At 35.8% G+C, this 13,266-nt stretch carries 10 protein-coding genes; 6 read left to right on the forward strand and 4 right to left on the reverse strand.

What is annotated here, in order from left to right:
• Positions 1-3 precede the first annotated feature (3 nt).
• The 3 genes from F1003_RS06055 to F1003_RS06065 all read left to right on the forward strand — a co-directional run bounded on the left by F1003_RS06055 (position 4) and on the right by F1003_RS06065 (position 3,726).
• Positions 4-195 (forward strand): hypothetical protein, encoded by a 192-nt coding sequence (locus F1003_RS06055; protein ID WP_155088312.1) that lies wholly within the window; start codon positions 4-6, stop codon positions 193-195.
• A 3-nt stretch (positions 196-198) separates the two neighbouring features.
• Positions 199-1,488: a hemolysin family protein gene (locus F1003_RS06060; protein WP_155088313.1), complete on the forward strand. Its 1,290-nt coding sequence runs from the start codon at positions 199-201 to the stop codon at positions 1,486-1,488.
• 93 nt (positions 1,489-1,581) lie between these two features.
• Positions 1,582-3,726, forward strand: coding sequence for a SurA N-terminal domain-containing protein (locus F1003_RS06065; protein ID WP_155088314.1), 2,145 nt, complete (start codon positions 1,582-1,584; stop codon positions 3,724-3,726).
• 102 nt (positions 3,727-3,828) lie between these two features.
• Here F1003_RS06065 and F1003_RS06070 read toward each other — a convergent pair whose 3' ends face one another.
• Genes F1003_RS06070 through F1003_RS06080 form a run of 3 tightly spaced genes read right to left on the reverse strand, consistent with a single transcriptional unit; the run spans position 3,829 to position 6,468 of the window.
• Positions 3,829-4,782, reverse strand: coding sequence for a GYDIA family GHMP kinase (locus F1003_RS06070; protein WP_155088315.1), 954 nt, complete (start codon positions 4,780-4,782; stop codon positions 3,829-3,831).
• Complete coding sequence (locus F1003_RS06075) at positions 4,775-5,119, reverse strand: GIY-YIG nuclease family protein (protein ID WP_155088316.1); 345 nt, start codon at positions 5,117-5,119, stop codon at positions 4,775-4,777. Before F1003_RS06075 ends, F1003_RS06070 begins: the two co-directional genes overlap by 8 nt.
• Before the next feature lie 50 nt (positions 5,120-5,169).
• On the reverse strand, positions 5,170-6,468 hold the full coding sequence (locus F1003_RS06080) for a hydroxymethylglutaryl-CoA reductase, degradative (protein WP_155088317.1): 1,299 nt from the start codon (positions 6,466-6,468) through the stop codon (positions 5,170-5,172).
• 147 nt (positions 6,469-6,615) lie between these two features.
• Here F1003_RS06080 and F1003_RS06085 point away from each other — a divergent pair, with 147 nt between their 5' ends.
• From F1003_RS06085 to F1003_RS06095, 3 genes are all read left to right on the forward strand, one after another.
• Positions 6,616-8,847, forward strand: a complete 2,232-nt coding sequence (locus F1003_RS06085; protein WP_155088318.1) for a S9 family peptidase — start codon at positions 6,616-6,618, stop codon at positions 8,845-8,847.
• Between the two features lie 31 nt (positions 8,848-8,878).
• A complete protein-coding gene (locus F1003_RS06090) occupies positions 8,879-10,471 on the forward strand; it encodes a peptide MFS transporter (RefSeq protein WP_155088319.1) in 1,593 nt (530 codons plus the stop codon).
• A 185-nt stretch (positions 10,472-10,656) separates the two neighbouring features.
• Positions 10,657-11,226 (forward strand): thioredoxin family protein, encoded by a 570-nt coding sequence (locus tag F1003_RS06095; RefSeq protein ID WP_155088320.1) that lies wholly within the window; start codon positions 10,657-10,659, stop codon positions 11,224-11,226.
• Positions 11,227-11,231: 5 nt separating this feature from the next.
• On the opposite strand, the gene F1003_RS06100 is transcribed toward F1003_RS06095, so the two are convergent.
• Positions 11,232-13,262, reverse strand: a complete 2,031-nt coding sequence (locus F1003_RS06100) for a ComEC/Rec2 family competence protein (RefSeq protein WP_155088321.1) — start codon at positions 13,260-13,262, stop codon at positions 11,232-11,234.
• Positions 13,263-13,266: the final 4 nt, after the last annotated feature.

Raw genomic sequence — 13,266 nt, forward strand, 5'->3', positions numbered from 1 at the left:
CTCATGAAGATTTTAAAATTCTTTCAATACGCATATCTAATTTTTGCAGCACTCTTTCTTTGGGATGCTATTTCTAATTGGTCTATAGACAGAAATAGAGCCTACATGTCCTTATTTTTTGCAGCTTTGGCCATATTTATGTTCTTTTTTAGAAAACGATTCGCAAAAAAGTTTGAGGATCGTAATAAAAAATAATTTATGACTGTTGATATAGTCATTATTGTAACCACACTTATACTTTCAGCCTTTTTTTCGGGTATGGAGATCGCATATGTATCTTCCAATAAAATACATATAGAGCTAGAAAAGAAACAGGACGACTTTCTGGGAAAAATATTGACCAAGCTTACCGCTAGGCCATCAAAATATATTGCCACCATGCTCATTGGTAACAATATAGCACTGGTCATCTATGGGTTAAAAATGGGAGATGTATTGGTAAGGTGGTTTCAAAGCTATTTGCCTTCAGATAGTACAACATTAAACTACTTGCTTGTCGATTTGCAATTACTAACGCAAACCGTCATCTCAACGCTTGTGATATTAATTACAGCTGAGTTTTTACCAAAAGTGTTTTTTCAGATTTACGCAAATACCCTATTAAAAGTATTGGCATTGCCTACTTATATTTTTTATGTGCTGTTTACTTGGGTTTCAGATTTTGTGCTCTGGATTTCGGATGCCGTATTAAAATACATTTTTAGAGCTCAAGGAGAAGATGTGGTATTGGCAATGACCAAGGTAGAGCTTGGTAATTATATTAGTGAGCAAATGGAATCGGTGGAAGACCACGAAGATGTGGATAGTGAGATTCAGATATTTCAGAATGCATTGGAATTTACAGAGGTTAAAGCACGCGAGGTAATGATTCCACGTACCGAAATCTCAGCTGTGGACATTTCAGAATCTATAGAAAATCTAAGGCAGCTCTTTGTTGAAACTGGCAGAACCAAAATCCTCGTTTACAAAGACAATATAGATGATATTTTAGGATATATACATGCCTTTGAATTGTTTAAAAAACCAAAAACAATTAAATCCATTATTATTCCGGTAAGCTTTGTGCCAGAAACCATTCTTATTAAGGATGTACTTAATATTTTAACCAAAAAACGACAAAGTATAGCTGTTGTTATCGATGAATATGGTGGTACTTCTGGTATCATGACCGTTGAGGATATTGTAGAGGAATTATTCGGAGAAATAGAAGATGAGCACGATACACTCGAAATGATTGAAGAGCAGGTCGATGATAAAACTTATAAATTTTCGGCAAGGTTAGAAGTCGATTACATCAACGAAACCTATAAATTAAACCTGCCGGAAAGTGAAACCTATGAGACCTTAGGAGGATTGATCGTTAACGAAACAGAAGGTATTCCCGAAGAAAACGAAGATGTACAGATAGGCAATTTTAAGTTCACCATCAAAGAAGTTTCATCAACAAAAATAGATGTTGTACTTCTAAGAATACTCGAAGTCGATTAATAGCAAATACAGCATACAAAAACTAAACTTCTCCTTTTATAATTTGGTAGAAAGTACTATTTTCGCAGACTTATTTATATCAAACGATAGACTATGGCAATTTTAAATAAAATTAGACAACGTTCGCTAATCTTAATATTAGTAATAGCATTGGCATTATTCGCTTTTGTTATTCAAGGTGTTATTGATAATCCAAATGCGTTTTCAGATACGCAAGGGGTTGTTGCAACAGTTAACGGAACCGATATTGAAAGAAATGAATTTCAACAAAAGGTAAAAAACTATCAAGATAGAGTAGGTGGAAGAGTGACTTCTACCCAGGCTATGAATACCATTTACAACCAAGAGCTTCGTAAAATTATTATGGAAGAGGAGTATGAAGAACTTGGCTTATCTGTTGAAAAGGATGAAATGCGTGATTTGTTGAAGAATAGTTTTCAATCTTATCCAGAGTTTCAAGATGAAAACGGAAACTTTGATGTTAATCGTCTTAATGCATTTATCGCAAACCTAAAAGACCTTAACGGTGAAGCTGCACCGCTTGGAAATTTCTTGGTGAATTATGAGAGTTGGGCCAATAACGAACAAACGATTGCTACTAATGCCATTCAGCAAACGTATTATAACATGATTAAAGCTGGTGTTGGTGCTACTTTAGCTGAGGCAAAAGATGAATATATGGCAGACGCCAAAACGGTTGATATTCGCTATGTACAAATACCTTACACGTCTATTGCAGATAGTTTGGTTGAAGTGTCAAAGTCAGATATCAAAGCTTACATGAAAAAGCACGAAGACAAATTTAAAGCTGATGCCAATAGAGAGGTTGTTTATGTAGAGTTTAAAGAAGAGGCTTCTAAAGCTGATGAAGATGCTATAAAAGCACAACTTTTAAAATTAAAAAACGATCAACCTTTATATAACGATAGTAGTGGAAATTATGACACTATTCCTGGTTTTAATTCAACGACTGATGCAGAAGAATTTATCAACTCCAACTCAGATATTAAATTTAACGATTCATTTTTAAGAGCTGCCCAATTACCTGCTACAGTTAAAGACAGCTTAATGAATTTAGAGGTTGGTGAGTATTATGGACCATACAAGGATGGTGAGTACTTTAAACTATCTAAAATGTTAGCTGTTGAGCAGATGCCAGACTCGGTTAAGGTAAGACATATCTTAATTCCTTTTGCAGGTGGACAAAGAGCTGATGCCTCAGTGACTAAAACACCTCAAGAAGCTAAGAAAACAGCAGATAGCATCTTGGCAAAGATAAAAAGCGGGACCAAGTTTTTGGATCTATTAGAGTTGTCGTCAGATAAAGTGAGTAACGAAAAAGATGGCGAAATAGAGTTTGCATACAATGCAGGTATGGCTCCAGAGTTTAAAGCATTTTCATTTGAAAGTGAAGAAGGAGATGTTGACGTCGTAGGTACGTCTTTCGGATACCACGTTATAGAAATTTTAGAACAAAAGAGTTTTAATGAGACTTATAAAATCGGAACAATAGCACGAAAGATTGAGCCATCTGACCAAACATTACAAGATGTGTTCAACAAAATGTCTAAGTTCGAAATTGCTGCTAAAGATGCTGATTTTAATGAGTTGGCGGCAGAACGTGAATTGACTGTAAAGCCAATCACATTTAAGGAATTGGATGAGAATATGCCAGGCTTAGGAAGCCAGAGACAAGTCGTGCGTTGGGCATTTGAAGAAGATACTGATGTAGGTGACTACAAGAACTTTCCAATCTCTGGATTCGGATTTATTGTCGCAAAACTTGTTGAGAAAAACGAAGAAGGATTAATGAGTGTTGAGGATGCTTCCGTAACCGCATTGCCAGAAATAAGAAAAGAAAAGAAAGCGAAAATGATTCGTCAAAAAATCACGGCTACAACGGTTAATGAGATCGCTAAAAACCAAGGACAAAGTCCACGTACAGCTGCTGCTTTAACCATGAAAAACACAACGCTTTCTGGTGCAGGTGCAGAACCAAAGGTAATTGGAGCTGCATTTGGTTTAGAAGAGGGACAGACATCAGGTCCAATAGACGGAACCAATGGTGTTTATGTTATTGAGGTGACTAAAGTTAATGAAGCTACTGAGTTAGATAATTATACGTCTATAGTCAATAGGTTAAATACTACAATTAAAAACGCTGTACAGACTCGTGTTTACCAAGCATTAGAAAAAGCTGCTGAGATTGAAGATAACAGAGCCAAAACGGTTTACTAGTATTTAGATATAACAACGAATAATTAAAAAGGCTTTGCAGAAACGCAAAGCCTTTTTTGATTCGTCACATCCAATTTTCTTCAATAAATCGACAGTATTTAACTAAAGAACCATAGCCTCAAACGGAATAACAGTGTCATAACCTTTGGTTTTAAAATAATCCGTTGGATCGGTTTCCGAGGTCACTAAAACAAAATCACCTCCCCAAGCACCAAGGCTTTTTATGGCTCCTTTAAAGTCATGAAACGAGCTAGCTTTAACAGGCTCCTGTAGGATTAATCCAGAAATAAGATTTTCATGCGCATCGATAAGACTATTAAATGTTGAAAGTGATTCACATGCAATCATGGATTCAGTGATTTGATTTACCTTCTTTATAATAGAATCGTCAACTCTATTTAAGCTTTTGTAGGCTTTAATGCCATCTCTACTGTTTTGCTTTTGGTTGAGGTAAACAAAATATAAATGATGCTTAAACTTCGGGTTAAATGCAACGGTTGTAACCACTGGGCTGTGATTTTCATCTAATTGATATGTTATTGGCGAATTATGCTGAGCACAAGCAATATCATAACCGCTTCCACCAAACGTTTGTTCTAAAAGTGCATAGGCATCAACCTCTGCCCAATCGGCTATATTATTGATGAGTGTTGAGGATGTTCCCAATCCCCATTTTCTATTAAAATCTTGATGTGTAGTGATATTATAACCTTGATGATCACTTAGGAATTCAGGATTTAATTTTTGTGCAGCCTCCAATATTTGAATTAATCGATTACTAACCTCATTGGAATTTTCACTTGTCACACTGAGCGCCTGTCTGCCGAACAGGCAGGCAGTCGAGCTGTCGTCAATTGAAAACTCACCATTAAACCAAACTTTACCTAGCTCATCATAGCTTTTCCAAACAATAGTATTGTTATCATTTGGCTCAATAGTCAAGCTTTGCCCATATTTTGTTGGAATTGCCAATGCCTTAGCACCATCCAGCACAACATATTCTCCAGTGATTAAAAGTTTGCCGTGGCTGTGGTATGTTTTTGAAGTCTTAACCATTTGTTAGGTTTTCGGTGGCTGAGCGTAGTCGAAGCCATAATTTATAATGGCTATCATTCTTACATTCTGATAGTTTCCTTAATGATTCAAAATTGTTTTTAATCAAAGCTTCCTTTTTAGCTCTACTCCAGCCTTGAATTTGTTTTTCTCTATAAAAAGCATCATCAATTCTTTGAAATTCTTCTAGATAAACTAATTCTACAGGTAACCGTTTTTTTGTGTGATTGGCACCTTTGCCATCATTATGCTCATTGATTCTTGTTTCAATATCGATAGTGCTTCCAGTATAGTAAGAACCTTCACTGCATTTTAATATGTAAACGTAACCTTTGGGCATTTTTTAATTATATGGCTTCGACTTCGCTCAGCCACCAGTATAGATTAATTTTATCTTAAATTCTTAATAGCCTCAACTACAGCGCCATGAGTCACTACATTGGTTTTAAAGTGTTCAATCAACCGCACTTTTTCCTTAGGTGTCGCTTTAAGTTGGTTGAGGATATTCATAAGGTGCATTTTCATATGCCCTTCTTGAATTCCGGTTGTGGTGAGTGATTTAACAGCTCCAAAATTCTGTGCTAAACCTGCAACAGCTACAATCTGCATTAAATCTCTGGCAGAAGGATTTCGTAGCATTTCAAGGGAAAATTTCACCAATGGATGTAAATTGGTCAATCCGCCAACCGTGCCTAGCGCTAATGGTATTTCCAACCAAAATTTAAAAACACCATCCTCAATAGAGCAATGGGTTAAACTAGAATATTGTCCATCTTTTGCTGCATAAGCATGCACTCCTGCTTCAACTGCTCTAAAATCATTTCCTGTGGCCAATATCACAGCATCAATACCGTTCATCGCTCCTTTATTGTGCGTTACTGCTCTATAAGGTTCTACTTCAGCAATATTTACAGCTTGCTTAAATTTCTCAGCAAATTCCTCTGGGTTTTTTATGTCCTTACTTTTTAATTCAGAAACAGGACATTCTACTTCGGCTCTCACCAAACAATTGGGCACGTAGTTAGAGAGTATGCTCATAACCACATCGAGATTGCCTTCTAAATTATGCTCGGCTTCATTTTTCAAGGTATCAGCGAACTGCTCTAAACACGAGTTGATAAAATTTGCACCCATGGCATCTAGCGTTTCAAACGTAGCATGCAACTGGTAATAATCATCTAATTTTTCAGTTTTATTTCTAAGTTCAATATCCAAAATTCCACCGCCACGACGTTCCATATTTTCCGTGATATCTGAGGCTGAGGACAAAAGCTTCGGCTTTACTGCTTTAAAAAAAGACGCTAAGTCATTGAAATAGCCATCATACGTAAAATGCACCTGGCCAATTTTCTCAGTAGAAATAACTTCAGCTTTAAACCCACCTCTTTTCAACCAAAATTTTGCAGCCTTACTAGCTGCTGCCACCACAGAACTTTCTTCAATGGCCATTGGGATGGTATAGAGTTTACCGTTTATTGAGAAATTAGGGGCAACACCTAAAGGTAGATAGTAATTTGTTATGGTGTTTTCAATAAATTCATCATGTAGCTTCTGGAGCTTTTCATCAGAATTCCAATACTGTTTTACCAGTTTTCGAGCTATGTCTTTGTCGGTAAAGTAAGTATCTAAGAGCCATTCAATCTTTTCGGATTTTGAAAGCTTAGAAAAGCCAGAAATAGCATTTGACATAGATAAAGTAATTTAAAAAACAAAGATACTGAGATTGGCATAAATTGTGTACATAATCTGTTTTAATTGCCGATTTACTGTTAATAATAACTGTTTTTTCCATAATTTTTAGTAAACTTGGCATTGCTTTATTGAAATAGAAAATTTATGAAATTGAGACACTTCATTGCCCTTATTGGTTTTTTAACCACTTCTTTAATTTATTGTCAAAATAAGCAAATTACGCTCGAAGATATTTGGAGCGGAGAATTCAGGACCGAAGGCATGCAAGCCTTGCATTCCATGAATAATGGCAAACAATATTCAGTCTTAAATTTCGATAGGCAAAGCAGAACAGCTACTATAGATATTTACGATTACAAAACCTTGGAAAAAGTAAAGACCTTGGTGTCTTCTGAAGATATTTCGGAGATTCAAGGTTTTTTTGATTATACCTTCAGTGATGACGAGTCCAAAGTAATTCTAACCACTAACGAAAAACCTGTTTTTAGACGCTCTCGACTAGGTGAATATTATGTATATGATATTGAAACCAAATCATTGACCAAGGTTTCTGATGACTTGGTGCAAGAACCAACCTTATCACCAGACGGCACCAAAATCGCTTATGGCTTTGAAAACAACCTTTATGTGAAGGACTTAGCTTCGGGTAAAGTGAATCAGATTACTACTGATGGTGAAAAGAACAAAATCATCAATGGTATTACGGATTGGGTTTATGAAGAAGAATTCAGCTTTGTAAGGGCCTTTGATTGGAATGCGGATAGCAACAAAATCGCCTTTATTCGATTTGATGAAACTGAAGTACCAGAATTTTCAATGGATGTTTTTGGATCTGGTTTATACCAAACGCAACAGGTGTTTAAATATCCTAAAGCAGGTGAAGACAATTCTAAAGTATCCTTGCATCTTTATAATTTAGAATCTAATAATGTATCCGAGTTAAAGGTTGATAAAACATACGAAGACTTTTATATCCCGAGAATAAAATGGACTGAGGACCCTAATGTTTTGAGTGCACAATATATGAATCGTCACCAAAATGAGCTGGACTTGTGGTTTATCAATACAAAGGAGATGTCTTCCGATTTGGTTTTGGCAGAAAAGGATAATGCTTATATCGATGTAACTTTCAACCTTACTTTTTTAGAGGATAATAGTTTTATCTGGACGAGTGAAAAGGATGGCTTTAACCACATTTACCACTATTCAAAAGACGGTGATTTAATCAATCAGGTTACCGATGGTGATTGGGAAGTAACTAATTACTATGGTTTCAATGAAAAAGCCAACACTATTTATTATCAATCGACAGAAAACGGTTCTATTAATAGAGATGTTTATTCCATCAAATTAAACGGTAAGAATAAACAACGATTAACGAAATCTGAAGGCACTAACAGTGCGTCATTTAGTGCAGACTTCACGTATTTTATCAATACACATTCCAGTGCCACCACACCACCAGAATATACATTGCACAACGCTAAAACCGGAGAACTTGTAAAAGGCATAAAAGATAATGACAAGCTAGCTCAAAAAGTGGGTGATTACGTGACGTCGAAGAAAGAATTTAGTACCATAAACGTTAATGGGAATGACTTAAACATGTGGATGATTAAGCCAGCCGATTTTGATGAAAACAAAGAATATCCACTGTTTATGTATCAGTATTCTGGTCCAGGTTCGCAACAAGTGGCCAACCGTTGGAACAGTACAAATGACTACTGGTACCAAATGTTGGCGCAGCAAGGCTATATAGTGGTTTGTATTGATGGGAGAGGAACTGGCTTTAAAGGGGCAGATTTTAAAAAGGTAACCCAAAACGAATTGGGTAAATACGAAGTAGAAGACCAGATTGCAGCAGCAAAAAAAATGGGTAAGCGACCATACATTGACGAAGACCGCATCGGAATTTGGGGTTGGAGTTACGGTGGTTTTATGAGTAGTAACGCATTATTTAAAGGTAACGATGTCTTTAAAATGGCAATTGCAGTGGCACCTGTAACAAGCTGGAGATTTTATGACACCATTTACACCGAACGTTATATGACTACACCACAGGAAAACCCAAGTGGTTATGATGAGAACTCACCAATCAATCATGTGGATAAGCTTGAAGGCGACTTTTTATTAATCCATGGTTCGGGAGATGATAACGTACACTTACAGAACACCATGCGCATGGTTGAAGCTTTGGTACAAGCCGATAAGCAATTTGAATGGATGATTTATCCAGACAAAAACCATGGTATTTTTGGTGGTAATACAAGATTACATTTGTATAAAAAGATGACCAATTTTATCCATAGAACTTTAGGCGATAAGCTAGAGCAAAATGAGGAAGAGGAAACGGAAACATCTAAGATTAAAGGCTAGATAAACTAAAAACTAACTAAATTAATTATATATGGAATTTAAATTCGGAGGATCAGAAACTAACCAAAAGACTGTATTAGGTCACCCTTCAGGTCTATTTGTATTGTTTTTTACAGAAATGTGGGAGCGATTTTCATACTATGGAATGCGCGCTTTACTTGTACTTTTCTTAACCGCAGCTATATTAGGTGAAGGTGGCTGGGGCTGGGAACGATCAGAAGCTCTAATATTGTATGGATGGTATACTGGTTTGGTTTATATAACACCGATTATTGGCGGTTTTATTGCGGATAAATTCACAGGTTACCGAAATGCTGTTGTCATAGGAGCTTTGCTTATGACTTTGGGACATGCTTCAATGGCGCTAGAGGTAACAGCAGATATGTTTTTCTATTTAGGTCTAGGACTTTTAATTATTGGTAATGGAATGTTTAAGCCAAATATTTCCTCTATGGTTGGTCAATTATATAAATCACAAGGAAAAGAAAAGGATGCTGGCTATACCATTTTCTATATGGGTATTAATGCAGGTGCATTCTTAGGAATTTTATTGTGTGGTTACATCGGAGAAAAAGTTGGCTGGCACTATGGATTTGGACTAGCAGGAATTTTTATGTTTTTTGGTATGTTGCAATTCTATTTTGCTCAGAAGATTTTTGGACGAATTGGATTATCACCAAAAGGTACTCAAGATTTTGATGACGCCGTTGAAGATTCATTAGAAGAGACTAAGGATATTATTGAAGAAGTATCAAGTGAGGCTGAAAAATCAAAAATTACTTCTGATAGGTTAAAAGTAATTGGTGTTTTTGCATTCTTCACCATTTTCTTCTGGTGGGCTTTTGAACAAGCAGGAGGTTCTATGACTGTTTTTGCAGCAGATTATACCGATAGGGTATTAACGGGTGAAGGTGCTATTACCTTTAAAGTATTTAATACACTATTGACTGTTGTACCTATGTTAATTATTACTTGGGTATTACTTTTGTTATTTAAACAGACATTTTCAAAATATTCACTATCTAATTTATTACTAGGTACAAGTTTCGTTATCATCTGGGGAATTGTGATTTGGATGTTAAACAGAGAATTTGGTTCAGAAGAATCTGAGGTGCCTGCGTCATGGTTTGGTATCCTAAACTCATTCTTTATCATCGCGTTTGCACCTTTGTTTTCTAAAGTCTGGGAAAGTAAATACAATCCATCAGGTCCAGTGAAGTTTGCTATTGGATTAATTTTATTAGGACTCGGTTTTGGAATATTAGCTTACGGTTCAATGGGTATTCCGTTAGGCGCAAAAACAGCTTCAGTTAGTATGATATTCTTAATATTGGCATACTTATTCCACACCTTAGGTGAACTATGTGTATCTCCTGTTGGTCTTTCTTATGTGAGTAAATTGGCACCGATTAAATTAGTTGGCTTAATGTTTGGTGTATGGTTTGTCGCCAACTTTATTGCTAATTTAACTGCAGGTTGGACAGGTAGTTATATAGACCCTATTGTCGAAGAATATGGTATGAGCACATTCTTTTTGATATTTACAGCAGTACCAGTTGGAGCTGGAGTAATAATGTTAATATTAAATAAAACTTTAATAAGAATGATGCATGGTATACGCTAATCTCAATTAGCGATAAACCGTTAAAATAACTTAAAATGCTCCTCAATAGGAGCATTTTTTGTAAGTTCGGTATAACATTTGCTACAAATCAGATATGAAATGGGGAAAAGATGGAATTCATAATTGGAGCTATAGGTTGGTTGACGAATTACATTTGACACAATTATTAAAATGAAAACCTACAAATGAAAAAATTACATTACATAATAGCATTTATAGCCTTTGGAACGTTATTGTCGCTTCAAAAGAGCCCAACAAATGATGCGGACAAAATTAATTGGATAACTATAGAAGAGGCTGTTGAACTTCAAAAAGAAGAGCCTAAAAAAATCATTATGGACGTTTATACCAATTGGTGTGGACCGTGTAAGATGTTGGATAAAAACACCTTTCAGAATGCAGACGTTGTCGAGTATATCAATGAGCATTACTATGCCGTAAAGTTTAATGCAGAAGGTAATGACGAGGTGACTTTTAATGACAAAACATTTAAAAATCCCAATTACGATCCTGCCAAGGCCAATAGACGTAACAGTGCCCATGAGTTTGCAAGATACCTTCAAGTAAGGGCTTACCCAACAATAGTGTATTTTGATGAAGAGGCAAACGTTATCGCTCCAATTTCAGGATATATGAAACCACAACAAATAGAATTGTATTTAAAGCTGTTTAACACCGATAAATACAAGGAAATGGATACGCAAGAAAAGTTTAACGAATACTTTAAATCCTTTAAACCGACGTTTAAGGAATAAAAAGCTTATTCAAGTACAAAAGCTCCCTTTTCATTAGTGTAATGGAAAGGGATTTTTCTTTTTGCGCATGTTGCCTTCCAACGTTTTACGTAAGATTTATAGTTACTGGCATCAGCAATGATTTGCTCAGGTTTTAGACTGTCAATCATTCTTTCAAGATTTATTTTTGGTGAATTACGCAATAAGACATAGTCAGTCTTGAATGAAATATCTTTATACACTCCCAAACTGTCAATAACCAAAATGGTTTTAGCTTTAAATTGATAGACACTTTTCAAACTATCTATTGATGTAGAATCAATGATTTCGCCAACCTTGTAGTTTCTAATGACGTTGTCTGTTGCTCGTTTTTCAGCATTGAGATTATGATGAACAGTGAGTTTGTCATTCTGTTTCAAGCCAATTAATGAAAACCGACTTTTGTTAAATACAATAAATGCGTCCTCTTTATTGTTGAGTTTGTTATGGATAAATGTACCTTGAAAGGCTAGAATTCCAATTAAACATATAGCCATCCACTTAAAATTCCTGAATTTATATATCTGCACCATAGCAACAATGATAAAGTAAGCACATATCACTTGAAGCAGTGTAAACGGAATATCCCGAAACAGAAAGTCTTCAAATTGTGCTACCCATGCAATAAACCCGTTTAGGCTTTCAATAATAAAACTGTAACCTTTGACTATAAACTCTGGTAAGACGTTCAACAAAGCCAATATAATAACCAACAACCCAAAGCCAAGTATCAGGCCCAAAAACGGAATGACGACTAAATTTGAGATAAAGAACAAACCCGGAAACTGATGAAAGTAAAACAGGCTAATAGGAACTACACCAAATTGTGCCGCAAGTGTAACGGTAAAGATTTGCCATAGCTTATCGGTCACCAAATACTTAGGTTTCCAAAGTCTATAGAGTATCGGTTGTATACTGACAATGCCCAAAACCGCCAAATAACTCATCTGAAAACCAACTTCAAACAGAAATGTGGGTTTAAAAAGTAAAATTAAAAAGGCGGAAATAGCTAATGTATTATAAATATTGGTTGGTCGCTTTAAGTGCATCGCAATACTGATGACGCTAAACATAGCTACGGCTCTGGTAACGGATGGCGATAAACCTGCTATTACGGCAAACGACCACAATATAGTAACCAAGACCAATGGTCTGATGTAGTTCCCATATTTAAGATAGAGTAGTGGTCTAAAAAGAAAATTTAGAATCCATAGTATAATCCCAACATGAAGTCCAGAAACTGCCAGAATATGTATGGTGCCAGAATTGACATAATTATTATAGACACTTTTATCAATGCTTTGGCGTTGGCCCAACAACAAGGCATTGATAATGCTGAGCGTATCATCTGCAAAACCAGCTTCAACAAGTTTTTCGTTGATGGTGGTTCTCAATTTGTCAGCGAATCCATAGATGGATGTTTTGGAGTCTGACACCAAAAACAACTCACTTTGTTTAAGATAGAGTTGGTGATAGACCTGTTTCAATTCTAAATATTTACTGTAATCAAACTGATGTGGATTTAACGGCTTTTGAATCATTTGAAGTTCTGAGGACGTAAAGAAAACCGCATCCACAGGTAAAACTCTACCAAGGGAATCAGGCTTAATGTTTATAAGCAATTTTCCCTTGGCAGACTTATCATCAATTGACAATACAGAAACAATATATTTATCATTATAAGTATCTGGCTTAAGGCGCTCATCTATTTTAAAGGTTATGGTGTTAAACGTATCATTAACGTCTAAATTTGTATAGTGATGCGGTCGTAACGTTTCATTTTGAATGTTATAGGCATTAATGCCAATACTAACCATACACAGATAGGTCAGCAATGCAAAAAAGGGTTTACGGTTTATTTTTCGCCTCAACAATAACCAATAGCCACCAAGTAGAAGGATTAAAGCAATAGTAGCGATAAGTGCACTATTAAATTCAAGTTTAAAATAATGCGCAATGACAATGCCTATAATAAGGCATAGCGTTAATTTTATGATGGTGAAATTTAGTAACTTCATGGAT

Origin of the sequence: Winogradskyella ouciana, assembly GCF_009709615.1 — a bacterium.
GTDB classification, from domain to species: domain Bacteria; phylum Bacteroidota; class Bacteroidia; order Flavobacteriales; family Flavobacteriaceae; genus Winogradskyella; species Winogradskyella ouciana.

Coding starts and splice junctions, on each gene's coding strand:
- F1003_RS06055 (WP_155088312.1), top strand. CDS start 4: ATGAAGATTTTAAAATTCTTTCAATACGCATATCTAATTTTTGCAGCA.
- F1003_RS06060 (WP_155088313.1), top strand. CDS start 199: ATGACTGTTGATATAGTCATTATTGTAACCACACTTATACTTTCAGCC.
- F1003_RS06065 (WP_155088314.1), top strand. CDS start 1,582: ATGGCAATTTTAAATAAAATTAGACAACGTTCGCTAATCTTAATATTA.
- F1003_RS06070 (WP_155088315.1), bottom strand. CDS start 4,782: ATGGTTAAGACTTCAAAAACATACCACAGCCACGGCAAACTTTTAATC.
- F1003_RS06075 (WP_155088316.1), bottom strand. CDS start 5,119: ATGCCCAAAGGTTACGTTTACATATTAAAATGCAGTGAAGGTTCTTAC.
- F1003_RS06080 (WP_155088317.1), bottom strand. CDS start 6,468: ATGTCAAATGCTATTTCTGGCTTTTCTAAGCTTTCAAAATCCGAAAAG.
- F1003_RS06085 (WP_155088318.1), top strand. CDS start 6,616: ATGAAATTGAGACACTTCATTGCCCTTATTGGTTTTTTAACCACTTCT.
- F1003_RS06090 (WP_155088319.1), top strand. CDS start 8,879: ATGGAATTTAAATTCGGAGGATCAGAAACTAACCAAAAGACTGTATTA.
- F1003_RS06095 (WP_155088320.1), top strand. CDS start 10,657: ATGAAAAAATTACATTACATAATAGCATTTATAGCCTTTGGAACGTTA.
- F1003_RS06100 (WP_155088321.1), bottom strand. CDS start 13,262: ATGAAGTTACTAAATTTCACCATCATAAAATTAACGCTATGCCTTATT.